Annotated in this window: 28 protein-coding genes; 25 read left to right on the top strand and 3 right to left on the bottom strand. The window is 40.4% G+C overall.

All coding sequences use genetic code 11. The annotated features are described in order from the left end of the window. Positions 1–135: 135 nt before the first annotated feature. Positions 136–1110, top strand: a complete 975-nt coding sequence (locus tag NR125_RS04500; protein WP_009332775.1) for a YpdA family putative bacillithiol disulfide reductase — start codon at positions 136–138, stop codon at positions 1108–1110. Between the two features lie 31 nt (positions 1111–1141). On the opposite strand, the gene NR125_RS04495 is transcribed toward NR125_RS04500, so the two are convergent. Then, positions 1142–2110: an asparaginase gene (locus NR125_RS04495; RefSeq protein ID WP_009332774.1), complete on the bottom strand. Its 969-nt coding sequence runs from the start codon at positions 2108–2110 to the stop codon at positions 1142–1144. Positions 2111–2242: 132 nt separating this feature from the next. Between NR125_RS04495 and prsW the strand changes: the two genes are divergently transcribed. The 9 genes from prsW (at position 2243) to fni (ending at position 10361) form a co-directional block, all read left to right on the top strand. Beyond that, the gene (gene prsW, locus NR125_RS04490) at positions 2243–2932 is read left to right on the top strand and encodes a glutamic-type intramembrane protease PrsW (protein ID WP_009332773.1); all 690 of its coding nucleotides are present in this window, start codon (positions 2243–2245) and stop codon (positions 2930–2932) included. 125 nt (positions 2933–3057) lie between these two features. Continuing rightward, on the top strand, positions 3058–3897 hold the full coding sequence (sleB, locus tag NR125_RS04485) for a spore cortex-lytic enzyme (protein ID WP_009332772.1): 840 nt from the start codon (positions 3058–3060) through the stop codon (positions 3895–3897). Positions 3898–3911: 14 nt separating this feature from the next. Further along, positions 3912–5261, top strand: coding sequence for a germination protein YpeB (ypeB, locus tag NR125_RS04480; protein WP_009332771.1), 1350 nt, complete (start codon positions 3912–3914; stop codon positions 5259–5261). A 147-nt stretch (positions 5262–5408) separates the two neighbouring features. Continuing rightward, positions 5409–6068 carry a flagellar brake protein gene (locus NR125_RS04475; RefSeq protein ID WP_009332770.1) on the top strand — a complete coding sequence of 220 codons (660 nt, stop codon included), beginning with the start codon at positions 5409–5411 and terminating at the stop codon, positions 6066–6068. A 90-nt stretch (positions 6069–6158) separates the two neighbouring features. Continuing rightward, positions 6159–6341 (top strand): YpfB family protein, encoded by a 183-nt coding sequence (locus NR125_RS04470; RefSeq protein WP_009332769.1) that lies wholly within the window; start codon positions 6159–6161, stop codon positions 6339–6341. A 190-nt stretch (positions 6342–6531) separates the two neighbouring features. Continuing rightward, positions 6532–7212 carry a (d)CMP kinase gene (gene cmk, locus NR125_RS04465; protein ID WP_026041598.1) on the top strand — a complete coding sequence of 227 codons (681 nt, stop codon included), beginning with the start codon at positions 6532–6534 and terminating at the stop codon, positions 7210–7212. After that, a complete protein-coding gene (locus NR125_RS04460; RefSeq protein WP_009332767.1) occupies positions 7209–7790 on the top strand; it encodes a lysophospholipid acyltransferase family protein in 582 nt (193 codons plus the stop codon). The genes cmk and NR125_RS04460 overlap by 4 nt, the downstream gene beginning before the upstream one ends. Positions 7791–8147: 357 nt before the next feature. Beyond that, entirely contained in the window at positions 8148–9287 is a 1140-nt protein-coding gene (gene rpsA / locus NR125_RS04455) for a 30S ribosomal protein S1 (RefSeq protein WP_009332766.1), read from the top strand. Positions 9288–9299: 12 nt separating this feature from the next. Continuing rightward, positions 9300–10361, top strand: a complete 1062-nt coding sequence (gene fni, locus NR125_RS04450) for a type 2 isopentenyl-diphosphate Delta-isomerase (RefSeq protein WP_009332765.1) — start codon at positions 9300–9302, stop codon at positions 10359–10361. Positions 10362–10383: 22 nt separating this feature from the next. Here the strand turns inward: fni and NR125_RS04445 are convergent, their stop codons facing one another. Both NR125_RS04445 and NR125_RS04440 read right to left on the bottom strand, forming a co-directional pair. After that, positions 10384–10566, bottom strand: coding sequence for a hypothetical protein (locus NR125_RS04445; RefSeq protein WP_019380377.1), 183 nt, complete (start codon positions 10564–10566; stop codon positions 10384–10386). Positions 10567–10741: 175 nt separating this feature from the next. Beyond that, a complete protein-coding gene (locus tag NR125_RS04440; protein ID WP_009332764.1) occupies positions 10742–10885 on the bottom strand; it encodes a YpzI family protein in 144 nt (47 codons plus the stop codon). Positions 10886–11032: 147 nt separating this feature from the next. Between NR125_RS04440 and NR125_RS04435 the strand changes: the two genes are divergently transcribed. The 15 genes from NR125_RS04435 (at position 11033) to ndk (ending at position 23739) form a co-directional block, all read left to right on the top strand. After that, positions 11033–11641 carry a YphA family membrane protein gene (locus NR125_RS04435; RefSeq protein WP_009332763.1) on the top strand — a complete coding sequence of 203 codons (609 nt, stop codon included), beginning with the start codon at positions 11033–11035 and terminating at the stop codon, positions 11639–11641. Further along, positions 11638–12525: a YIEGIA family protein gene (locus tag NR125_RS04430; RefSeq protein ID WP_009332762.1), complete on the top strand. Its 888-nt coding sequence runs from the start codon at positions 11638–11640 to the stop codon at positions 12523–12525. The genes NR125_RS04435 and NR125_RS04430 overlap by 4 nt, the downstream gene beginning before the upstream one ends. 3 nt (positions 12526–12528) lie before the next feature. Next, a complete protein-coding gene (locus NR125_RS04425) occupies positions 12529–12714 on the top strand; it encodes a capping complex subunit for YIEGIA (RefSeq protein ID WP_009332761.1) in 186 nt (61 codons plus the stop codon). Between the two features lie 237 nt (positions 12715–12951). Beyond that, on the top strand, positions 12952–14262 hold the full coding sequence (der, locus tag NR125_RS04420) for a ribosome biogenesis GTPase Der (RefSeq protein WP_009332760.1): 1311 nt from the start codon (positions 12952–12954) through the stop codon (positions 14260–14262). A gap of 95 nt (positions 14263–14357) precedes the next feature. Beyond that, positions 14358–15419 (top strand): NAD(P)H-dependent glycerol-3-phosphate dehydrogenase, encoded by a 1062-nt coding sequence (locus NR125_RS04415; RefSeq protein ID WP_175502164.1) that lies wholly within the window; start codon positions 14358–14360, stop codon positions 15417–15419. Positions 15420–15662: 243 nt separating this feature from the next. Continuing rightward, positions 15663–15866 (top strand): DUF2768 domain-containing protein, encoded by a 204-nt coding sequence (locus NR125_RS04410; protein ID WP_009332758.1) that lies wholly within the window; start codon positions 15663–15665, stop codon positions 15864–15866. 25 nt (positions 15867–15891) lie between these two features. After that, on the top strand, positions 15892–16605 hold the full coding sequence (locus tag NR125_RS04405; RefSeq protein WP_009332757.1) for a hypothetical protein: 714 nt from the start codon (positions 15892–15894) through the stop codon (positions 16603–16605). Between the two features lie 349 nt (positions 16606–16954). Then, entirely contained in the window at positions 16955–18433 is a 1479-nt protein-coding gene (gene spoIVA / locus NR125_RS04400; RefSeq protein WP_019380383.1) for a stage IV sporulation protein A, read from the top strand. 438 nt (positions 18434–18871) lie between these two features. Then, complete coding sequence (gene hbs, locus NR125_RS04395) at positions 18872–19144, top strand: non-specific DNA-binding protein Hbs (protein ID WP_009332755.1); 273 nt, start codon at positions 18872–18874, stop codon at positions 19142–19144. Positions 19145–19361: 217 nt separating this feature from the next. Next, on the top strand, positions 19362–19928 hold the full coding sequence (folE, locus tag NR125_RS04390; RefSeq protein ID WP_009332754.1) for a GTP cyclohydrolase I FolE: 567 nt from the start codon (positions 19362–19364) through the stop codon (positions 19926–19928). Positions 19929–20048: 120 nt separating this feature from the next. Next, positions 20049–20285 carry a trp RNA-binding attenuation protein MtrB gene (gene mtrB, locus NR125_RS04385; RefSeq protein ID WP_009332753.1) on the top strand — a complete coding sequence of 79 codons (237 nt, stop codon included), beginning with the start codon at positions 20049–20051 and terminating at the stop codon, positions 20283–20285. Between the two features lie 279 nt (positions 20286–20564). Next, positions 20565–21374 carry a heptaprenyl diphosphate synthase component 1 gene (locus tag NR125_RS04380; protein ID WP_019380385.1) on the top strand — a complete coding sequence of 270 codons (810 nt, stop codon included), beginning with the start codon at positions 20565–20567 and terminating at the stop codon, positions 21372–21374. A 3-nt stretch (positions 21375–21377) separates the two neighbouring features. Further along, on the top strand, positions 21378–22079 hold the full coding sequence (gene menG / locus NR125_RS04375; protein WP_009332751.1) for a demethylmenaquinone methyltransferase: 702 nt from the start codon (positions 21378–21380) through the stop codon (positions 22077–22079). Between the two features lie 83 nt (positions 22080–22162). Next, positions 22163–23125, top strand: a complete 963-nt coding sequence (gene hepT / locus NR125_RS04370) for a heptaprenyl diphosphate synthase component II (RefSeq protein WP_009332750.1) — start codon at positions 22163–22165, stop codon at positions 23123–23125. A 167-nt stretch (positions 23126–23292) separates the two neighbouring features. Continuing rightward, complete coding sequence (gene ndk / locus NR125_RS04365; protein WP_009332749.1) at positions 23293–23739, top strand: nucleoside-diphosphate kinase; 447 nt, start codon at positions 23293–23295, stop codon at positions 23737–23739. The last annotated feature ends 77 nt before the right edge of the window (positions 23740–23816 follow it).

Genomic DNA, 23816 nt, shown 5'->3' with positions numbered 1-23816 from the left:
GCTCTCATCTCTCCGCGCGGAAAGCAAGTGCCCCATGCTGATTTGAACGCGCATATTATAGGCTAAAACAATTATTTGTAAGAAAAACAGCAACATGAAACTTTTTTCATGGGTATTGATTAAGGAGTGAGAATCTTGAATATAGACGCTATTATTGTTGGCGGAGGACCATGCGGATTGGCAGCTGCCATAGCCCTTCAGGAAGCTGGGAGAAACCCGCTTGTTATCGAAAAAGGCAATATTGTAAACGCAATTTACCACTATCCAACACACCAAACCTTCTTCAGCACGAGCGAAAAGCTCGAAATCGGCGGGGTACCCTTTATAACAGAAAATTATAAGCCTAAGAGAAACCAGGCACTAACTTATTACCGGGAAGTTGTAAAAAGAAAAGGGATCAAGGTAAATGCCTTTGAAAAAGTTCTCAAAGTAATTAAAAATCCATCTGATGTATTTGAAGTACAAACAGATAAGGGCATTTATACCGCCAATTACGTAGTAATTGCTACAGGCTATTACGACCATCCAAATTACATGGGAGTTCCAGGGGAGGATCTGCCAAAGGTGTTTCACTATTTCAAAGAAGCCCATCCTTATTTTGATAAAGACGTAACGGTAATTGGCGGGAAAAACTCAAGCGTCGATGCTGCGATCGAACTGGTTAAAGCAGGAGCCAGAGTTACGGTGATCTATCGCGGAACAGAATATTCACCCAGCATAAAGCCATGGATTCTCCCTGAGTTTGAGTCCTTAGTCAGAAACGGCGTCATCAAAATGGAATTTAATGCACATGTGAAAGAAATCAGTGAAAATAAGCTGACCTACATGGCAGGTGGCCAGCATTTTGACATTGAGAACGACTTTGTATTTGCCATGACCGGCTACCATCCTGACCATGAATTTTTAAGGGGTATGGGAATTCAAATAAATGAAGAAACGGGCCGCCCTCAATTTAATCCTGAAACGATGGAAACGAATGTCCCTGGAATATTTATTGCGGGTGTAATAGCTGCCGGGAATAATGCCAACGAAATTTTTATTGAAAATGGCAGATTCCATGGCGGACAAATAGCAAAAGCTATAATTGAAAAAGGCAATAACAAAGGCTGATCACAAGTGATTAGCCTTTGTTATTGCCAATTTATATTTGGAAAATCTCTTCGATATTTTGCTGGGTTTCCAGTCCGATAAGCAGTTTAATTCTTGCTTTTTGCCCGTTTAGTCCATTTGAGAAAATAACACCCATGTCCTTTAGATGCTTTCCGCCTCCGTCATAGCCATACACATCTTGTGCAATTCCATTGAAACATCGGGAAACCAATACAATCGGAATGTTCTTTTCTGTAAGAGCCTTAATGCCTTCAATTGTGGCTGGAGGCAAATTACCTTGTCCAAGTGCTTCAATCACAACTCCGTCAAAATCTAAATCACCTATCGCATAAAGCAAAGAAGAATCCATTCCGGCAAATGCTTTAATAAGTGTGACTTTTTTAACAATAGCATTAAAAGGATAATATTCTCTATTTGTGGGCGTGTTGTGGAATAATACACCTCTCTTTGTGACTATTCCGATTGGTCCATACTGCGGGCTTTGGAAAGTAGATACATTGCTTGTGTGTGTCTTTGTCACATTTTCCGCAGTATGAATTTCATCATTTAGAACAACCAGAACCCCTTTGTTTTTTGCTTCTTCACATGAAGCCACGCGAATGGAGGAAATTAGGTTGTAAAGTCCGTCAGAGCCGATTTCATTACTTGATCTCATTGCACCAGTAACAACGATGGGAAGAGATGTTTTAACAGTCAGATCCAAGAAATAGGCTGTCTCTTCTAATGTATCTGTTCCATGGGTAATGACTACGCCGCTAATTTTTTCTTTTGCCAGGTTTTTTTCAATGATTTCCTTCAATTTAAGCATTTCTCTAGGTGTTATATGCGGTGAAGGGAGATGAAAAGGCTCTTCAACCAGTAATTCTGCAAGGGAAAGCAGTTCCTTTGTTTTTTCAGTTAATGGATTATTATCTGTTGGCTTTACAGCACCAGTTGCTGCATCCTCACTCATTGAAATGGTGCCTCCAGTGTGTATAACAAGTATCTTTTTTTTCTCCATGTTAATCCCCCAATTCTAGCTTTGACTCAAAATATGATGTGAAATATTTTGTTTTCCAATATTTGAATAATCATTTTAATTCTTTCTATATCATGATACGATTAAGAAAACAGATTGAAAAGAGGGCAGCTCATGCTGGGAATATTATCCGCTGGCATCGCGCCGGGGTTGGCATTATTAAGCTATTTTTATTTAAAAGATCAATATGAGTCTGAACCCATATCAATGGTTTTTAAAACTTTTTTGTTTGGTGCTTTGCTCGTATTCCCTATCATGTTCATCCAGTATGTTTTAGAGACTGAAGGGGTGCTGCAGTCTAGTTTGATGGATGCATTTCTGTCATCAAGTCTGCTGGAAGAATTCTTTAAATGGTTTATATTATTTTATACTATTTATCAGCATATAACATTTGATGAACCATATGATGGAATTGTGTATGGTGCTTCTGTATCACTTGGCTTTGCCACTGCAGAAAATATCTTCTATCTCGTCGCACTCGGTGTGGAACACGCTCTTGGAAGGGCCTTGCTTCCGGTTTCCAGTCATGCTCTCTTTGGTGTTATCATGGGCTATTATATAGGAAAAGGAAAATTCTCGGCAACCTCGACAAAAAAATGGATAGCCTTTTCGCTCTTTATACCTTTTCTCCTTCACGGTATTTACGACTATATCCTGATCTCCTTAAAACATTGGATTTTTATCATGTTCCCATTTATGATCTTCCTTTGGTGGCTGGGCTTAAGAAAAGTCAAAAAAGCAAGGGCACATAGTCTAAACCACATGAATAATCAATTTGATTTACAGAAAACTCTCCATTCTTGATGGAGGGTTTTTTATTTTGCCGAAAATAAACCAAAAGTAAAAAGACTCAAGTTATTGAATAAAAAGCCAAGGACTACAAAAAATAGGGTCAATGAAAAAAGATTGACTTTTGGAGGTTAAAATCCATGAAAAAGAATTTTTTGGCAGGAAAGGTTTTACTCATAATCTCCCTTTGTATTCTAGGAATTCCTTTTAGCGGGAATATGGACAAAGCTAATGCCTTTTCGAACCAGGTTATCCAGCACGGAGCAGTGGGAAATGATGTAATCGAGCTTCAGTCCCGCCTGCAGTATTTAGGATTCTACAATGGGAAAATCGATGGAGTTTTTGGGTGGGGAACCTATTGGGCACTCAGGAATTTTCAATATGAATTCGGCCTTCCGATAGATGGGCTTGCTGGCCAGGAAACAAAAAATAAGCTCGTAAAAGCATCCAAGTATAATGAACAGTATGTGAAAGAACAAATTAATAAGGGCAATAAATTTACCCATTACGGCGGGGTGGACACTGAAAAGCAGACTAAGCCTCAGCAAGGTGGATCTTCCGGGGGAACGGCACAGCAGCAGGAAGCTCCTAAACAGCCGACTGCTGCAAATGTGCCTAACGGATTCTCAGATAATGATATCCAGTTAATGGCCAATGCGGTTTATGGAGAATCAAGAGGAGAGCCGTATACAGGCCAGGTGGCAGTTGCCGCAGTTATCTTAAACCGTGTAGAAAGTGCATCATTTCCGAACACTGTATCTGGCGTTATTTTTGAGCCGCGTGCTTTTACCGCCGTGGCCGATGGACAGATATGGTTAACGCCGAATGAAACTGCAAAAAAGGCCGTCCTTGATGCCATTAATGGATGGGATCCAACAGGCGAGGCACTGTATTACTTTAACCCGGATACAGCAACAAGCGGATGGATTTGGACACGGCCGCAAATCAAGCAGATTGGAAAACATATATTCTGTAAATAGAGGGGTGAATGATCATGCTTAGAGGAATTCTCATAGGCGTACTTGCACTGGGTGTTGCCGGTACAGCGTTTTGGGGTTATCAGGAACACCGGGAGAAAAATGCAATCCTAATTAATGCCGAAAATAATTATCAAAGGGCATTTCATGATTTAACTTACCAAATTGACCTATTGCATGACAAAATCGGAACAACCTTAGCAATGAATTCGAGAGCTTCACTATCACCTGAATTGGCAGAAGTGTGGAGATTGACTTCAGAAGCCCACTCAGATGTTGGCCAGCTGCCTCTCTCACTTCTTCCTTTCAATAAAACAGAAGAGTTTCTATCCAATATTGGAGATTTCAGTTATCGGACAGCAGTAAGGGATTTGGAGAAGGAACCTTTATCGGATAAAGAATATCAAGCGCTAAAGCAGCTCTATAAACAGTCGGCTGATGTTCAGCAGGATTTGCGCAAAGTTCAGCATATGGTGCTTGAAAAGAACTTACGGTGGATGGATGTAGAAATGGCGCTCGCTTCCAATGGGGAAGCTGCAGATAATACAATCATAGATGGATTTAAGACAGTGGAAAAAACGGTTGAAGGCTATGGAGAGACAGACTTTGGACCGGCATTTGTAAATATGCAGAGGAAGGATGAAAATTACAAATATCTTAAAGGTAAAGAAATAACAGAAGAAGAAGCTGCACGAATAGGTCAGCAATATGCAAAGTTGGGGAAAAATGTAAATATAAGAGTGACTGAAAACGGCAAAGGATCTGATTACGGGTTCTATAGTGTCAGTATTCAAAATAAGAAAACAAAAGAAGAAGCAAACATGGATATCACTAAGAAAGGCGGGTATCCTATCTGGTTCATACTGGATCGGGAAGTGGCGAAACAAAAAGTAAGCCTTAATGAAGCAAGCAATAATGCGATTAAATTTCTGAAAGAAAATGGCTTCAAGGACCTTGATTTATTCGAGAGTGCTCAGTATGACAATTTAGGCGTATTTACCTTCGTATCCAATCAGGATGGCGTAAGAATTTATCCGGACTCCATTCGTGTGAAAGTTGCGCTTGATAATGGCAGTATGGCAGCCTTTTCTGCTGAGGATTATTTAAAAGCTCATCACCAGAGAGAAATTCCTGAGCCTGCAATTACTGCAGAAGAGGCGAGAGCCAAGGTGAATCCACAGCTTAAAGTCATGGAAGACAGACGGGCAATCATCATTAATGATTTAAAACAGGAAGTTTCCTGTTATGAAATTCTAGGCACATTGGGTGAAGATACCTACAGAATCTATATAAACGCAGAAACAGGACAAGAAGAAAAAGTAGAAAAGCTAAAAAATGCTGAGCCAGTATTTGAAGATGTACTGTAGAGAAAGCCGTATAGGCTTTCTTTTTTTGCTTTAGGAAGCACTTGGGTCTTTTTGCCTAAGTTTTTTAAAAATGCTATTGCGGGAATCTTTTATACCGGTCATAATTAAATGACAAGTTTATCCTTTTAATAAGGGAAGTGTGTCAGTGTGATAAATATTGGAGAGACAGTGCTGCTCGAATTAACATACTCGGAAAAATCCGAGAAATATAAATGCAAGCTTGTTGAAAGAGAAGGAAATAATCTATATATTGATTATCCGATAGTACAGGAAACAAATAAAACTGCTTTCCTGCTCGATGGGACTCAGCTGAAGGCAACCTTTTTGGCTGAAGATGGGACGGTATATCTTTTCGAAAGCGAGGTTATGGGAAGAGTTAAGTTGAAAATCCCGATGATTGTTTTATCATATCCGGGGGACGAACATTTGGTAAAAATTCAGCGGCGTCAGTTTGTCCGGGTTGAAACACCCGTTGATGTTGCTATCCACCCGGAAAGTAATGAGTTTAGTCCTTTTGTATCCGTTACGGATGATATTAGTGCTGGCGGGGCTGCAATCATCGCACAAACAGGCAGCTCTTTAATAGCGAATATGCAAATACTCACTTATTTCGTATTAACTATGCAAAACGGCGACAATTATTATTTACGGCTTAAAAGTAAGGTAATCAGAGTTTCTGAACCTCAAAATGGAAAATCGCTTATTTCTGTTCAGTTTTTGGAGGTAAGCCCCCAGGATAGACAATTGCTCCTGCGATTTTGTTTCGATAGGCAACTGGCAATGAAGAAAAAAGGCCTGGAAATATAAATAAAGGAATATTTTTTATATTCATCTCTCATAATAGATGGTGAAGTCTATTGGCTTATTCTTATTTTACCAGTTGGAGAGATGGCATTAATGAAAACGGTGGAGAGGATTATTCTAAAGTTAATTATTGTGCAATTTGTTTTCTTGCTGTTCACTCAATTTTTCTTTCATCATATGGATGCTTTTCCGGAATTAAAGCAGCTGACTCAGTATGAGGGTGTTACAGATCAGAATTTCACTGAGCTGCTTGAAACGTTCAGGGAAAATTATTAGCAGGCAGGCGCCTGCTTATTTTTTGTCCCGGCAGTCGGGAAAATCGATCATTTATAAGCCTTTCAGGGGCTATTTTTTAATATTTGCAAGACTTAAAAAACAGCTTCATTATGCACTGATGCAGACTTATTATGTTAAAATAAAGCTGAATGAACCTGGGAAAGAAGCGGCCAGGGGTACAGGAGGAACTATGAGCAAACGTATATCAATTGCAATTGACGGCCCAGCTGCTGCAGGGAAAAGTACAGTAGCAAAGATTGTGGCAGAAAAATTATCTTACATATATATTGATACTGGTGCCATGTATCGCGCCTTGACTTATAAAGCTATTCAGAAGAATGCAAGTCTTGAAGATGAAGCTTCTCTTATGGAGATTCTAAACAATACAGTTATTGAACTGCAGCCAGGCGAAAAAGGGCAATTAATTTATCTGGACGGGCTGGATGTGACAAATGAAATCAGGACTTCTGAAGTGACAAATTCTGTTTCTATAGTCTCCATGCATAAGCTAGTTAGAGAAGAAATGGTATTGCGCCAGCAAAGCTTTGCTTTAAATGGAGGAGTTGTAATGGATGGCCGGGATATCGGAACCCATGTCCTGCCCCATGCAGAAGTAAAGATTTTTCTTTTAGCCTCTGTCGATGAAAGAGCTGTAAGGCGACATAACGAAAATATCCAGAAGGGATATCCATCTGATCTTGAAAAACTGAAGGAAGAAATTTCCTTAAGGGACAAGCTGGACTCTGAGCGCGAAGTAGCTCCCTTAAAGAAAGCAGATGATGCAAAGGAGATTGATACAACTTCTTTGTCAATTGGTCAGGTAGTCGATAAGATAATGGATCTGGCTATTGAAAGGATTGGTTCAAAGTGAATCTCTATTCTTTTGCTAAAGCAGCAGTCTATGGAGTTCTAAAACCCATATACAGATTTGAAGTAATTGGGAAGGAGAACTTTCCTGCTGAAGGGGGCGTCCTTTTATGCTCCAATCATATAGATAATCTCGATCCTCCGGTGGTCGGCATTAATGCTCCAAGGCCAGTTTATTTTATGGCCAAGGAAGAGCTTTTTAATGTACCGGTTCTGGGGAAAATTCTTCCCGATCTCAACGCATTTCCTGTCAAGAGAGGAATGAGTGACAGAGAGGCATTGAGAAAAGGGCTTGGAATATTAAAAGAAGGAAAGGTTTTAGGGCTGTTTCCAGAGGGTACTAGAAGTAAAACGGGGCAGCTGGGGAAAGGACTGGCAGGTGCAGGTTTTTTTGCTCTCAGGTCAGAAGCGAATGTCGTTCCCTGCGCCATTATTGGCCCCTATAAAGCTTTTTCAAGATTAAAAGTTGTATATGGTAAACCAATTGATATGAAAGAGCTAAGGGAAAGAAAGGCCTCGGCAGAGGAAACCACTGAATTGATTATGTCAGAAATACGTAAATTAATAGAAGATTATTCATAGACCTTCTTGCTTGACAAAAAACTTCTTTTGTAAGAAGTTAGTAAAAAGGCATTTTTTAAAAAGGCGAAAATATTCGAAAAATAAGGCTGTCCTTTACTTTGAACTTCAAGAATTGTCTAGCGCAAGCAGCCTAACCCTTCGAGGTCACAAGTCTTGTTCTTGTCGGGGGTGGGCAAGGCGTTTACGCTTTTCTTATGAGGGCAGAAAGAGACATTCAACAACAGTTGAAAAATAGCCTGCAAAATAAATAGCCATTCGAGTATTTCTGCTGCTGACACAGGGTTCTTGCCTGGATGGCAGGCAGTTGAATACAGATTAAAAATTTGAAAGCAGCCATTGGATTAAGGAGGAATACATATGTCAGAGGAAATGAATCAAGTAGAAGTTAAAAATTTTGAGGTGGGTGACAAGGTAAAAGGCCAAGTTACCAAAGTGGAAGAAAAGCAAGTCATTGTTGACCTTGCTGACAGCAAATTGGATGGGATTATCCCAATCAGCGAGCTTTCAAGCCTTCATATTGAAAAAGCAAGCGATGCGGTTTCAGAAGGAGATGAGCTCGAGCTTGAAGTTTTAAAAGTGGAGGAAGAAGCCCTTATTCTTTCTAAACGAAAAGTGGATGCCGGGAAATCCTGGGAAACCCTTGAAAAGAAATTCAATGATGGTGAAGTTTTTGAAGCAGAAATAAAAGATGTTGTTAAAGGCGGCTTAGTAGTAGACTTGGGTGTGCGCGGATTTGTTCCTGCTTCCCTGGTTGAAGCTCACTTTGTTGAGGACTTTACTGATTATAAAGGCAAAACGATGACATTTAAAATTGTAGAGCTTGATAAAGATAAAAATCGCCTGATTCTTTCTCACCGCGCTGTAATAGAGGAAGAAAAAGGAAAACAGAAACACCAAGTGCTTGAATCCCTTCAGGCAGGTCAGGTTTTAGATGGAACAGTTCAAAGAATTACTGACTTTGGAGCATTTGTTGATATTGGCGGGATCGATGGTCTTGTTCATATTTCCCAGCTTTCTTATGAGCATGTAGAGAAGCCTTCAGATGTTGTGGAAGAAGGCCAAAAAGTGAAAGTGAAAGTATTAAGTGTAGACCGGGATAATGAACGCATTTCACTTTCCATTAAGGAGACTTTGCCAGGGCCATGGGATAATATCAGTGAAAAGGCTCCTAAAGGAAGCACTCTTGAAGGAACAGTAAAAAGACTGGTGTCATATGGAGCATTTGTTGAAGTTTTCCCAGGAGTGGAAGGCCTTGTCCATATTTCTCAAATTGCGCATAAGCATATTGGAACTCCTCACGAAGTATTGAGCGAAGGACAGGAAATAAAAGTAAAGGTTCTTGATGTGAACGAACAGGACCAGCGCCTGTCATTGAGCATCAAAGATCTTCTTGAAAAAGAACAGGAAGAAGTGACTGACTATGAACTTCCTGAAGAAAATAAAGGCTTCTCTCTTGGTGATATGATAGGCGACCAGCTAAAGAATTTAAAAAAGTAATGGTGATAAATTTTGTCTAGATCAAAACGTAAATGGGATCATATCCAGCATGCTTTGGCAACGGGCCAAAACAGCAATACCGGTTTAGAGGATATTGCATTTATTCATCAAAGTCTTCCTGATGCGTTTCTTGATCAGGCTGATTTAGGCACTTCAATTGGCGAACTTTCATTAAGTTCGCCAATTTTTATAAATGCCATGACAGGAGGCGGAGGAGAAAGAACGGTTCAAATTAACCGGGATCTCGCCCTGGCTGCCAGATCAACAGGCCTTGCTATGGCAGTAGGGTCTCAAATGTCTGCACTGAAGGATCCAAGTGAAGCAGAATCCTACAGGGTTGTCAGGAGAGAAAACCCCTATGGAATTATTATTGGCAACTTAGGCAGCGAAGCTACAATCGATCAGGCAAAAGCAGCGGTTGATATGATAGAAGCAGATGCTTTGCAAATTCACTTAAATGTAGTCCAGGAATTGACCATGCCTGAAGGTGACCGTGATTTTCGGGGGGCCCTAAAAAGAATTGAACATATCGTCTCCCATTCAGAAGTTCCAGTAGTTGTAAAAGAAGTGGGGTTTGGCATGAATAAAGAAACAGTATCAATGCTTGCATCAGCCGGTGTTACAGCAATCGATATCGGCGGATTTGGCGGAACGAATTTCTCCCGCATAGAAAATGCAAGAAGAGAAAGACTGTTAACGTTTTTTAATGAGTGGGGAATTCCGACAGCAGTTTCCATTGCAGAAGCTGTATCTTTGGAAAAAGATATTGCTGTCATAGCTTCTGGGGGGATCCAGTCAAGCCATGAAATAGCTAAGGCAATTGCTCTTGGTGCAGGAGCTGCAGGGATGGCGGGATACTTTTTGAAAGTGCTCATGAAAGAAGGACTTGAAGCACTCATTGAAGAGATTAACAATATGCATACCGAATTGAAAGTGCTCATGACGGCCTTGGGGGCAGCAAACATCGCCCAGCTTCAGCAGTCTCCAATTATCATAACTGGAGGGACCCATCATTGGCTGAATGAACGTGGCATTGATACAAAGGCATATTCCCAGCGGATCATCCCAAAGTAAAGCTCTCGTCAAATGACGAGAGCTATTTTTTGCTTTCAGAGGCGTGTATATTAGATTTTTGAACATCGATAACTGTCTGGGTCCACAAGGAACGCTTCGACAGCATGACCATAGCACGATTAAAAGCATTAGCTTTTATGAGGAGCGCCTCCACCCTCGAGGTCACAAGTTTGTCCGGTTTCGGCTCCGGACGAAAGCTAACCATTCCATTCCAGAAGGAAAGAACACCTTCCTGCAGGGCTAATCTTGTGCTTGGTGCCCCCAAGGAAAGGAGGGCTTTGTCAGCATAATCATCGCACGATCAAATGCGCCAGCTTTTGAGAGAATGTGGCGTTTTTAGTCTGTGTTCCTTTGTGAGCAAAGTGCTTGCACTTTTCTTTTTAACTGTATTTTGAATCATTCAAAGATCTGGCTTCTTCGGGGCTCTGCATCTTGGCAGCTCCAGCATAATGAAGTGCCTGGTCGCGATCGGATTCCACTTTTCCGCTATTTTTAAGTTTTTTTTCCTGTCTGTCTTTACCCATATTAAACACCTCCATGTTATTAAGATGAAATGAGTGCAAAAGAATTATGCAAAAAGATAGCTTTGATTCCAAAGGAATTATCCTTTTGAACTTGCAGGGTTATTTTACATATGAAAAAGCCATAATGGAAATGATAGGAGGTAGAGGATGGAAGGATTAATTTTCTATTGGATTTCCTGGATGGTTTGGATTATGGCGACTTTTTTTATGGATCGAAATAATAAATACAGGTTTCTATTATCTGCCTGGATTTTATTCTTCATTATGCTGTCACCCTGGACACTTAAAATCTTCAATGTTGAAACTGGTATTGGTGGCCTTTTTCTGCTTGTATCTTTATATATTTTTGCTGGGAGATTAAAAAAACTGAGTAAACTTTATTTCCTTTTTTGTGCTTTCATCCTGATGATGGCATATGTCACATTTCATCTGTTTGAACTGTTTGATCCGGTTTGGGTAATATTCTCACGAAATTGGATGCTGTCAGTCCTTCTTGTTTATTTGGCAGTTCTCCTGCAAAAAAACAGAATGCTCAGACTGCCGTTAATATTGCTCGGGAGCATCCAGGGAGAAGTTCTTTATGCGCTCATACTTAATCAATTTTCCTTTCCGTACACTATTGGATCATTGGCCTTTCTGGATATCATGGCAATCTCTGTTTCCATATCGGCCGTATGGATTGCAGTGCAATGGGCCGTCAAATATATTGAAGCCAACTTTAAACATTTCGAAAGGGAGAAACAAAAATTATCATGAGCGAATATACGTACCCGATACTTTTTGGTCTGGCAGCCGGAACTTTGACCCGTATTTATATGCTGCGGACCGATTACCGGCAATACCCTACATACTTACATGGAAAAATTATACACGTTGCATTGGGATTCATTGCTGCTGGCCTGGGAACGGTGGCTATCCCTTCAATTATGGAGGAAGAATTCACAGCCATTACCTTCCTGACCCTTGCTGCATCCCAGTTTAGGGAAGTCAGAAACATGGAGAGAAACACGCTTACTGAACTGGACAGCTACGAAATGGTTCCCAGAGGCAAAACGTATATAGAAGGCGTGGCGATCGCCTTCGAAAGCAGAAATTATCTTGTGATTTTCACATCTTTATTAAGTACGCTTGGCTATCTGCTATTTAATATATGGGGAGGGCTTGCGGCAGCCATTCTGGCCGTACTTATTTCAAAGAAATTAATGTCAGGGGGAAGGCTGAAGGAAATCGTTGAAGTTGAGTTTGTAGAGCCGCGATTTGATGGAGCGGGCTTGTATGTTGACAATATTTATATCATGAATATAGGTTTGCCCGAAAGACAAGAGGAAGTGCTGCGATATGGGATGGGATTTATTTTAAAACCTAAAAATTTTAATGCCCGCTCCACTATTGCGAATCTTGGGCAGAGACAGGCTATATTGCATGATGTTTCTACTGCTTTGGGTGTTTACCGGGATTCCGGAACTCCTGCGCTTGTTCCGCTTGCGAAAAGGGACCTTGATGATGGGCGTGTGGGGGTTTTTGTATTGCCGCAGGAAAAGAATATCAATAAAGCCATAAAAATCATCGAAGCGGTTCCGACACTCGAAAACGCGATTAGGATGCCTACTGAACGGCAAACGAATGGGAAAGGAAGTTAGCGTATGGTGCTTGAAAAATTCATACTGGCTGCAATTACAACAAATCCAGCCAAGATACCCTCAGGAACCGCCGTATTTCATTGTGAAGATAAAAAAGAAATGGAAATCATCGCAGCCAATCTCGAAGCTATTCTTGACGGTATTGCCCATGCTTTAACAGATGAACTATATGTAATTGTTAAGCATTAATGCAGCTTCCAAGTTTTTCATTGCTAGGAAGGTTTCTCTTTGTTAAAATATCTAAGTTAGACCCTTCTATCTTTGAGAAGGGTTTATTTTATAAATGTACAGCTGTTTGGATGGTTTTAACATCAATGTAGTGTTATTGTGGACAGCCATCTGTATGCTAACTCAAGGTAAAGGCATTTCTGGAACATAGATGGGATGTTTAAACAATTTAAATAAAGAATTGAAAGGGTGATGTTCATGGCAAAACCAGTGGTGGCTATTGTCGGGCGTCCTAACGTTGGGAAATCAACGATATTTAACAGAATTGTAGGAGAACGGATATCCATTGTCGAAGATATTCCGGGAGTGACAAGGGACAGGATTTATAGTTCGGCAGAATGGCTGACTCATGATTTTAATATTATTGACACAGGCGGAATTGATATTGGAGACGAGCCATTTTTAGAGCAAATTCGGCTTCAGGCAGAAATTGCGATTGATGAAGCAGATGTCATCATTTTTCTTGTAAACGGGCGAGAGGGTGTTACCTCTGCAGACGAGGAAGTTGCCAAAATTTTATATAAAGCCAAAAAGCCTGTAGTTCTTGGGGTAAATAAAATCGATAACCCTGAGATGCGGGATTTAGTCTATGACTTTTATGCACTTGGCTTTGGTGAACCATTTCCTATTTCAGGTTCTCATGGGCTTGGTCTTGGAGACTTGCTTGATGAAGCAGCCAAGCATTTCCCGAAACATGGCCAAACTGAATATGGAGAAGATGTCATTAAGTTTTCTTTAATTGGGCGCCCGAATGTCGGGAAATCCTCCCTTGTAAACGCAATGCTTGGTGAAGAACGGGTCATTGTCAGCAATATCGCAGGCACCACAAGAGATGCTATCGACTCGAAGGTGAAAGTTGACGGACAGGAATATGTCATCATCGATACTGCAGGAATGCGAAAAAAAGGGAAAGTCTATGAAACAACAGAAAAATACAGTGTACTGAGAGCTTTGCGGGCAATCGAACGTTCCGATGTTGTCCTAGTGGTCATCGATGGGGAAGAAGGAATCATCGAGCAGGACAAGCGCATTGCCGGTTATGCTCATGAAGCAGGCAGAGCTGTTGTTATTGTAGTCAATAAGTGGGATGCAGTTGAAAAAGATGAGAGAACAATGAAGGCATTTGAACAAAATATCCGTGAGCATTTTCAATTCCTTGATTATGCACCAATTGTTTTCCTTTCAGCTAAAACGAAAAAGCGTATTCATACTCTTATCCCGATGATTAATACAGCCAGTGAAAACCATGCTTTGCGTGTTGAAACAAGCGTCCTCAATGATGTCGTTATGGATGCTGTTGCGATGAATCCAACACCTACAGACAAAGGAAGACGCCTAAGAATTTATTATACAACACAGGTTGCTGTGAAGCCGCCGACATTTGTTGTGTTTGTTAATGATCCTGAACTTCTTCATTTTTCATATGAACGTTTCCTCGAAAACAGAATTAGAGACGCTTTTGGTTTTGAAGGCACACCTATTAAGATATTTGCAAGGGAAAGAAAATAATGCGATGATGCCAGCCGGAAAGCTTTAATGTTGTCTGGCAGGCAGAATCGGATGAATTTTTGATGCATCCAAATACATTAAAAGGCAGTGATCAAATGGAGCGGAAAAAAGAAAGTGTAGCTGTAGCAGGTGCTGGCAGCTGGGGTACTGCCCTGGCGATGGTGCTTGCGGATAATGGGCATGACGTCAGACTGTGGGGCCATAATCCTGATCAGATAGAGGAAATTAATAAGCACCATACTAATCAAAAATATTTATCAGGGATACATCTGCCTGCAGAAATAAGGGGATACACGTCGCTTGAAGAGGCTTTAACAGGAACAGACACTTTGATTTTGGCAGTACCGACAAAGGCTATTCGTGAAGTAGTCGGCAAGATCAAGGGAATTAGAAAAGAGCCTCTAACCATTGTACACGTAAGTAAAGGCATTGAACCTGATTCACTTCTCCGGATTTCTGAAATGATTGAAGAAGAAATGCCTGGAAATCTTCTGGATAGTGTAGTGGTACTCTCTGGCCCAAGCCATGCAGAAGAAGTTAGTCTGCGGCATCCAACTACTGTTACGGTATCATCAAAAAATATGGTTGCTGCCGAAAAAATCCAGGATTTGTTTATCAATAACAATTTCAGAGTATATACAAACCCGGATATCATTGGAGTGGAAATTGGCGGGGCTTTAAAAAATATTATTGCGCTTGCAGCTGGAATTACAGATGGCTTAGGCTATGGAGACAATGCAAAGGCAGCCCTGATAACCAGAGGCCTTGCTGAAATTGCGCGTCTCGGTATGAAGATGGGGGCAAGCCCGCTTACTTTCTCCGGTTTAGCGGGAATCGGTGATTTGATCGTTACATGCACTTCTGTTCATTCACGCAATTGGCGAGCAGGCAACCTTCTTGGAAAGGGCCATAATCTGCAGGAAGTCCTTGATAATATGGGGATGGTCGTAGAGGGAGTCAGGACAACAAAGGCAGCACATCAGCTGGCTCAAAAATATGACGTGAAAATGCCGATTACTACTGTCCTGTATGATGTTCTTTTTAATAATGTAAATGCGAAGGATGCTGTTGATCTTCTGATGGCAAGAGGAAAAACACATGAGATGGAAGATCTTGCAAACGTTTTGGAAGATCAAAGCGGGAATAAAAAGGACTGAAATGTTTATTAATTGAAAAATATAGGCATTAGATGATGCGAGACAGCAGGTTCCTGCATACAATGCAACGAAGCAAACTAGTGTAATGAACAGGGTGCTGGGTTATTTAGTCAAATGGCTGAGGTAAAGAATTGCCCCTTCTTTGCCTCAGTTTTTTTGTGTTTAATTTTTTCGTAATGAAAAGCTTTTAGATTTATTCAATTAGTATGTTATAATACATTTCGGAAAAGGGAGTTGATTTGTATGTCGCCGGCTTTAATGAAAATGTGGATATCCCTTGCTTCTATGGGATTTATGTTTTTATCTATAATATTAATTTATCTTAGCCGCTACAAGCTGAAAGCTGGAGTTTTTAAGATTATAACAGCCATTGTTGCCTACTTTTTAATGATAATAAGCGGGATTATTATAGTGATTGTCGTGTTCAGCGGTCCGACAAGCAGCTAGCACTTTTACATAAAGGGTTGATTAAATGAAAAAAGCTTTTAATATATTTTTGCTCTTGTTGAGCGGTGCTTTGATTCTGACGGGCTGTATGTATCCTGAAGAGAAATTATCACAAAATCAGATAGCCTATAAGGATCAGCTTCAGTCTGTCCAGTCGGCAGTGGACCAATATCGGGAAGCAAATGGAGGCCTTTTGCCGATCAAAACCAAGGATCAGACGACCCCTATATATCAAAAATATCCAATTGATTTTAAGAAAATTGCCCCCGAATATATGGCAGAGCCGCCTGGGAATGCCTTTGAATCCGGCGGAGTTTTTCAATATGTAATCGTTGATGCAGAAACAGATCCCAAAGTGAAGATTTTTGATTTAAGAATTGCTGAAACTATAAGGGATATTAACCTGAGGGTTAAGGCACATGGGTTCCCGCCATATAAAGAGCAGATAGCAGAAAATGTCTTTACGATGGATTTCAAAAAATTAGGGTTTAAGGAAGAACCTAAAGCCCTCAGTCCATACAGCGGCCAGAGCCTCCCGTATGTTGTTACCGGCAATGCAGAGGTATACGTGGATTATCGGGCTGATTTATATCAGGCATTGGAGAATAAGGAAAACAAGCCTAAACCTGGAGAAGATATTAGAGATCTTCTTGTAGAGGATTCTGATTTTGTTCCCGCCTATTCCCTGCCTTACACAATCGATCCCGTCACAAATGATCCAATCTTTTTGGTGAAATAGTCATAACCCTTCTCCTGCAAAATATATTGTAGGAGAAGGGTTATTTTTTTATATACTTTTATAGCCACTCTTCAACTATTGACTATAAGCATAAAGGTAAAGGAATAAAGAGTAAGGGGAGTTTGAAAATAAAAAAGGAAATTTGGAATGGTAAGCTGTCCATTTCAGACTGTCATTGATTTGGAGATTTCCAGCTGGGCTGGCAGGTGCAATGCACATTCCTGATAGGGGGTAAAAATTTTAAAAAACTGTCATAACAATGTAGGACAACATCATACACATATAATGTCCAAACATAATAGATAGGATAATATTATCCCATTAACTCAAGATTTCAGGAGGGGATCACTTGGAAAAGGTTGATATTTTTAAAGATATTGCCGAAAGAACTGGCGGCGATATATATTTTGGAGTAGTTGGCGCAGTTCGCACCGGCAAATCTACATTTATAAAAAAGTTTATGGAACTAGTTGTTCTGCCAAATATGGAGAATGAAGCAGAACGTGCCCGCACACAGGATGAGCTTCCTCAAAGTGCTGCCGGCAAGACGATTATGACAACAGAACCGAAATTTGTCCCTAACCAGGCTGCTACAGTGCATGTTGCAGAAGGGCTGGATGTAAATATCAGGCTTGTGGACTGTGTGGGATATACAGTACCGGGGGCGAAGGGCTATGAAGACGAAAACGGCCCGAGAATGATCAATACACCTTGGTATGAAGAGCCGATTCCTTTTCATGAAGCTGCTGAAATAGGAACTAGAAAGGTAATTCAGGAGCATTCGACTATCGGAGTAGTGGTTACAACTGACGGAACAATTGGAGAGATCCCGCGTGCGAATTACCTGGAAGCCGAAGAAAGGGTTATTGAAGAGTTAAAGGAAGTTGGCAAGCCATTTATCATGATCATTAACAGTGTCCAGCCTCATCATCCGAATACGGATGCCCTGAGAAATGATCTCGCTGAAAAATACGATATCCCTGTCCTGGCCATGAGTGTTGAGGGCATGAGGGAATCAGATGTACTAAACGTTATGCGTGAAGCTCTTTATGAGTTCCCGGTACTGGAGGTCAATGTAAACCTTCCGAGCTGGGTAATGGTGCTGCATGAAGATCACTGGCTTCGTGAAAGCTATCAGGAAGCTGTTAAAGAAACGGTTAAGGATATAAAGAGGCTAAGAGATGTCGACCGAGTGGTCCATCAATTCAGCGACTTTGAATTCATTGACCGGGCAGGCCTCGCAGGTATTGAAATGGGGCAGGGAGTAGCCGAAATTGACTTATATGCGCCAGATGATCTTTATGATGAGGTACTTAAAGAGATAGTGGGTGTTGAAATCCGCGGAAAAGACCACTTGCTTGAGCTGATGCAGGAATTTGCTCATGCCAAAGCAGAGTATGATCAAATTTCCGATGCGTTGAGAATGGTGAAGCAAACCGGCTACGGCATTGCTGCTCCTTCGCTGGCTGATATGAGCCTCGATGAACCGGAAATTACACGCCATGGTTCCCGCTTTGGTGTAAGGCTAAAAGCCGTTGCCCCATCCATTCATATGATTAAAGTGGATGTAGAATCTGAATTCTCACCTATCATCGGAACAGAAAAGCAAAGTGAAGAACTTGTCCGCTATCTGATGCAGGACTTTGAAGACGATCCGCTTTCAATTTGGAACTCCGACATCTTTGGACGCAGCCTAAGTTCCATCGTAAGAGAAGGAATTCAGGCCAAACTCTCCCTAATGCCTGAAAATGCAAGATACAAACTGAAAGAAACATTAGAAAGAATCATCAACGAAGGCTCTGGCGGATTAATAGCGATTATTCTTTAATGAAGGCTCCTTTTGGAGTCTTTTTTTACGTTTATTCTAATTTAAAGGAAATGTTTGAAAAATTCACTGCTTAATTTGCAATTGATTTTCTAAAAATAATGTTTTAAAAAGCGCCGTAAGGGTAATAAGAACAGGTCAACTTATTACAAATATGTTGCAAAGAAGAAAAGATTCCCATTAAATCATGAAATATTCTTGATAACAGCATTTGATTGTGATAATCTTTTAACAGAATTACCGTTATGGCGGCCGAAACCCTTATATTTAAAGGGTTTATAATGATTTTTGGATTGAAAAATTTCAATTTATCATTTATTATAGGGCTTGTTATACAAAAAAAACGCCATAACGTATAGAATTCAGTAATTTTGTTTACAAATGTATGTAAGGAATCTTATTTTACTGGGTTTTATCCATATTTGGGAGGAGGTGAAAGGCATGAACAAAACAGAACTAATTAACGCAGTTGCTGAAGCTGGCGAACTTTCTAAAAAAGACGCGACTAAAGCAGTTGATGCTGTTTTCGATACAATCCTTGATGCTTTGAAAAATGGTGATAAGGTACAACTAATCGGTTTCGGAAACTTTGAAGTTCGCGAGCGTGCAGCCCGTAAAGGACGCAACCCGCAAACTGGCGAAGAAATCGAAATCGCTGCAAGCAAAGTTCCTGCTTTCAAACCAGGTAAAGCGCTTAAAGATGCAGTTAAATAATCTACATACAAGTGCTTAAAGCTTATGCTTGAGCTAAAAACCGCGAATAATCGCGGTTTTTTCTTTTTTATCCGATCTGAAATCACCCTGCCACAGGGGAAAGAGCTGTATATTTAAATTAGAGAAAGACACGGAAGTTTCAGTTTTGCCTGAATGAAAGGGTTATGCTAATATGAACATATTATTACCACAGTGTTAATACATAGGAGGCATAATTATGGCAGAAGTGAATCGTGCCCAGATAGAGGATGCGGTGCGTTTAATATTAGAAGCTATCGGAGAAGACCCGAATCGTGAAGGACTTCTTGATACGCCTAAGCGAGTCGCAAAAATGTATGAAGAAGTTTTTATGGGGCTTAACCAGGATCCTAAAGAATACTTTGAAACAGTATTTGGCGAAGATCATGAAGAACTTGTTTTAGTTAAAGATATTCCATTCTACTCTATGTGTGAACATCATCTTGTACCTTTCTTTGGTGTTGCTCATGTAGCTTACATCCCAAGGGGCGGCAGAGTAACAGGTTTAAGCAAACTTGCCAGAGCAGTGGAGGCGGTTGCCAAGCGTCCTCAGCTTCAGGAACGCATTACATCTACTGTGGCAAATTCCATTCTGGAAAAGCTTGAGCCCCATGGTGTAATGGTCGTTGTGGAAGCGGAACATATGTGCATGACAATGCGCGGAGTTAAAAAGCCTGGTTCAAAAACGGTGACATCAGCAGTAAGAGGTGTGTTTGCAGAGGATGCAAGAGCACGGGCTGAAGTGCTTTCGCTTATTAAACAATAATAATGAGAACTCTGTAATGAAGGAGTTCAGGCTATAAAAAGGTCAAAGGCTGAAAGATAAAACTTTTAGCCTTTTTTTGTAAGTAATTATCATGAACATATGAAGCAAAGGATGGTTTAAATGGAAAAGAAAAGTCCCTCAGCAAATGAATATATTGTGATAAAAGCCAAAGAAGACGGTGTTAATGTCATAGGGTTAACAAGAGGCTCTGATACAAGATTCCATCATTCAGAAAAACTTGATCAGGGAGAAGTAATGATTGCACAATTTACCGAGCATACATCCGCGATTAAGATCCGGGGGAATGCAAGAATAATGACAAGCTATGGGGAACTTGAAAGTGAAGCTAAGAAATAACCTTCCCTTTGAAAAGAAGGATAGGATATTTTCACAAGAGAATGTCCTGACATGTTCCTGTAATTTATGATATAATTGTTTCTGCTTGATTATTTCTCTTGAATACAAGATACCGGGTAAAAGGCTTTTTTTTGCCCGTTTTACTTTAATAGTAACCAATGAATTGGCTAAAATAGATAAGATGTGTAAGGCAATTTGTGCCGTTCTCTTTGTCGCAGTATTTACATGGAGAAAGCGCGCGGCTGAAAAAGAAAACTAAGGGGAAACAAGGGTGATGGCATGCATGATGTGAAGATTAAATTAGCAGATATAAAAGAACAGATTGAGAAAAAAGTTAACCACCCTTATCTGCTCAGGTATATTGATTCTCCTGTTATTGATGAAGACAAGCTTCTGCTTCTGATCTCTTTCCTGAATGATGTGGAAATACCTGACACAAAAGCAGAAAAATATGCAGTTACTGCAATGCTTATCCAAATCGCCCTTGATACCCATGAACTTGTTAAGAACGATGAATCTGAAGACAAAGGTCTTAAGCATAGACAGCTCACTGTCCTTGCAGGTGTTTATTACAGCGGTTTATATTACAAGATTCTCGCAGCTTTTGATGATATTAAAATGATCAGGGCCTTCGCAGATGGGATTAAAGATGTAAATGAGCATAAAATTTCGCTATATCAGAAGTCTCCTGATGCAGTTGACAGCCTGATGAATTCAGTCAAAAAAGTTGAGGCGTCCCTATTTGAAAAACTGGCTGATGCATTCAGCAAGGCAGCTTGGAAAGAGGTAATATCCAATCTTTTATTCATCAAGCGATTGATTGCAGAGAAGCAGCAGTTCATTAAGGAAGGAACCTCAGTTGTTTTTGAAGCCCTGAAAAAGCTGACTTTCCCAAAAGTGAAAGACATGTCTGCTGAGCAGCGGAGATATCTGATTCTCATTTGTGATAGATATATTGATTTTTCAAGGAATATAGTTGATCAATCCCTGAGGAAATTCCCTCTTGCAAATGAATTATTAGAGCAGCGTATTCACTGCATTTTTAATAATAGTCAGTCTGTGGCTAAAACTTTTGTGGAAGAAGGATAAAATATGCAGCAATCAAAAGAAGAACGTGTTCATAGCGTATTTGAAAAGATTTATGGCAACTACGATAAAATGAATTCAGTTATCAGCTTTCAGCAGCATTTAAGATGGCGCAAAGATACAATGAAAAAGATGAATGTTCAAAAGGGTTCAAAGGCTCTTGATGTTTGCTGCGGTACTGCCGATTGGTCCATTGCGCTTGCTGAAGCCGTAGGTGAAAACGGTAAAGTTGTAGGTTTGGATTTCAGTAAAAATATGCTTAAAATCGGTGAGGAAAAAATTAAGGATCGGAAACTGAAGCAAGTCGAGCTTGTGCATGGAAATGCAATGGAACTTCCTTTTGCGGACAATTCCTTCGATTATGTTACAATCGGTTTCGGTCTTCGCAATGTTCCGGATTATCTGCAGGTATTAAAAGAAATGCACCGTGTTGCAAAGCCTGGCGGTATAGCAGTGTGTCTGGAGACTTCTCAGCCAACTCTGTTTGGATACAAGCAGGCTTATTATTTCTACTTCCGTTTTATCATGCCTATGTTTGGCAAGCTTTTTGCCAAAAGTTTTAATGAATATTCCTGGCTGCAGGAATCAGCCAGAGACTTTCCTGGGATGAAAGAACTTGCAGGAATGTTCGAAGAAGCAGGCTTTAAGAACGTCACATTCAAGCCTTATAGCGGCGGTGTGGCTGCAGTACACATTGGAACGAAATAAAAAATAATAACTTGTTCTGTATGTTTCTCATTGAACGATAGAGAATAGATCAGACGGGATCGATAAGCTGGGTGAGTAAGCAAATGAAATTGAAAATGATGTATTCATTTTTAAATTCAGATTTAACTGTTATAGAGAACGAGCTTGAGGAGACGATTAAAGCTGAGTCTCCTCTATTGCATCAGGCTTCCCTGCATCTGCTGCAGGCCGGGGGGAAAAGAATCCGGCCAGTTTTTGTTTTGCTTGCTGCAAAGTTCGGAGAATATGATATTGATAAAATTAAAAACGTAGCGGTATCACTGGAGCTTATCCATATGGCGTCGCTTGTCCATGATGATGTTATTGATGATGCAGAGCTGCGCCGGGGGCAGCCTACCATTAAAGCAAAGTGGGATAATAAGATTGCCATGTATACCGGTGATTATATTTTCGCACGCGCTTTGGAACTAATAACCAATATAAAAAATCCGCATGCTCACAAAATTCTCTCCCATACCCTAGTGGAACTTTGCATAGGAGAAATTGAGCAAATTAAAGATAAGTATAACTATGATCAGAATATAAGGACATATTTCCGGAGAATTAAAAGGAAAACAGCCATGCTTATTGCGGTGAGCTGTCAGCTTGGCGGCATTGCAGCTAATGTGGAGGAAGATATACATAAAAAGCTCTTTAAATTCGGCTATTTTGTGGGAATGTCCTATCAAATCATTGACGATGTCCTGGATTTTGTCGGTACAGAAAAAGAACTTGGCAAGCCGGCGGGAGGAGATCTCCACCAGGGTAACATTACGCTCCCTGCTTTATTTGCAATGGAGGACAGCATCATCTGCGATCAAATCAGCAGAGTCCACGAAGGAACTGAACGAAGTGATATTGAGAAGATAATTGCTTTGGTCAAAGACTCCGGTGCAGTTGAAAAATCTCTGCAAATTAGTGATAAATATCTGCAGAAAGCCTTGGGGGTTCTCGAAGAGCTGCCTCCTTCCAGGTCAAAGAAAGCTTTGCGGGATATTGCAAAATTTATAGGCAAAAGAAAATTTTAATCCGCCAATTAATTGCCAGCACTTTTACAGGTGCCGGCAATTTTGTTTAGGAGGAAATTATTAAGTAAAAGCGCTTTCAGATTTCTGTTGCTAAATTTTCAAAACAATGTTAATATTTTCGTGGATTAACATAAATCACTATACATAAAGTTTTAGGAGTGGAATCAATGGAAAGAACATTTTTAATGGTTAAACCAGACGGAGTACAGCGCAATCTAATCGGGGAAATCGTTTCCCGTTTCGAAAAGAAAGGCTTTCAGCTTGTTGGCGGCAAGCTAATGAGCATCAGCAAGGAACTTGCTGAAGAGCATTATGGAGAGCATAAAGAGCGTCCATTTTTCGGAGAACTTGTTGACTTTATTACATCCGGACCAGTATTCGCAATGGTTTGGGAAGGTGAAAATGTTATCGCTACAGCTCGTCAGATGATGGGTTCAACAAATCCTAAAGATGCTGCTCCTGGAACAATCAGAGGAGATTTCGGCATTACAGTTGGGAAAAATGTAATCCATGGATCAGATTCACCTGCAAGTGCAGAACGTGAGATCGGCCTTTTCTTCAAAGAGGAAGAAAAAGTGGAATACAAAAAACTAATGAATGAATGGATTAACTAATATTCAAAAAAAGTACTTGTCCCTGACAAGTGCTTTTTTTGTAACCGAATTCATTTTTACGGCTGGGCGGGCATAGA

This window comes from Cytobacillus sp. Bac17, from assembly GCF_024519925.1.
GTDB lineage: Bacteria > Bacillota > Bacilli > Bacillales > Cytobacillaceae > Cytobacillus > Cytobacillus pseudoceanisediminis.
Note: the sequence above shows the minus strand (reverse complement) of the source record. Positions and strands in the feature narration are given on the sequence as shown.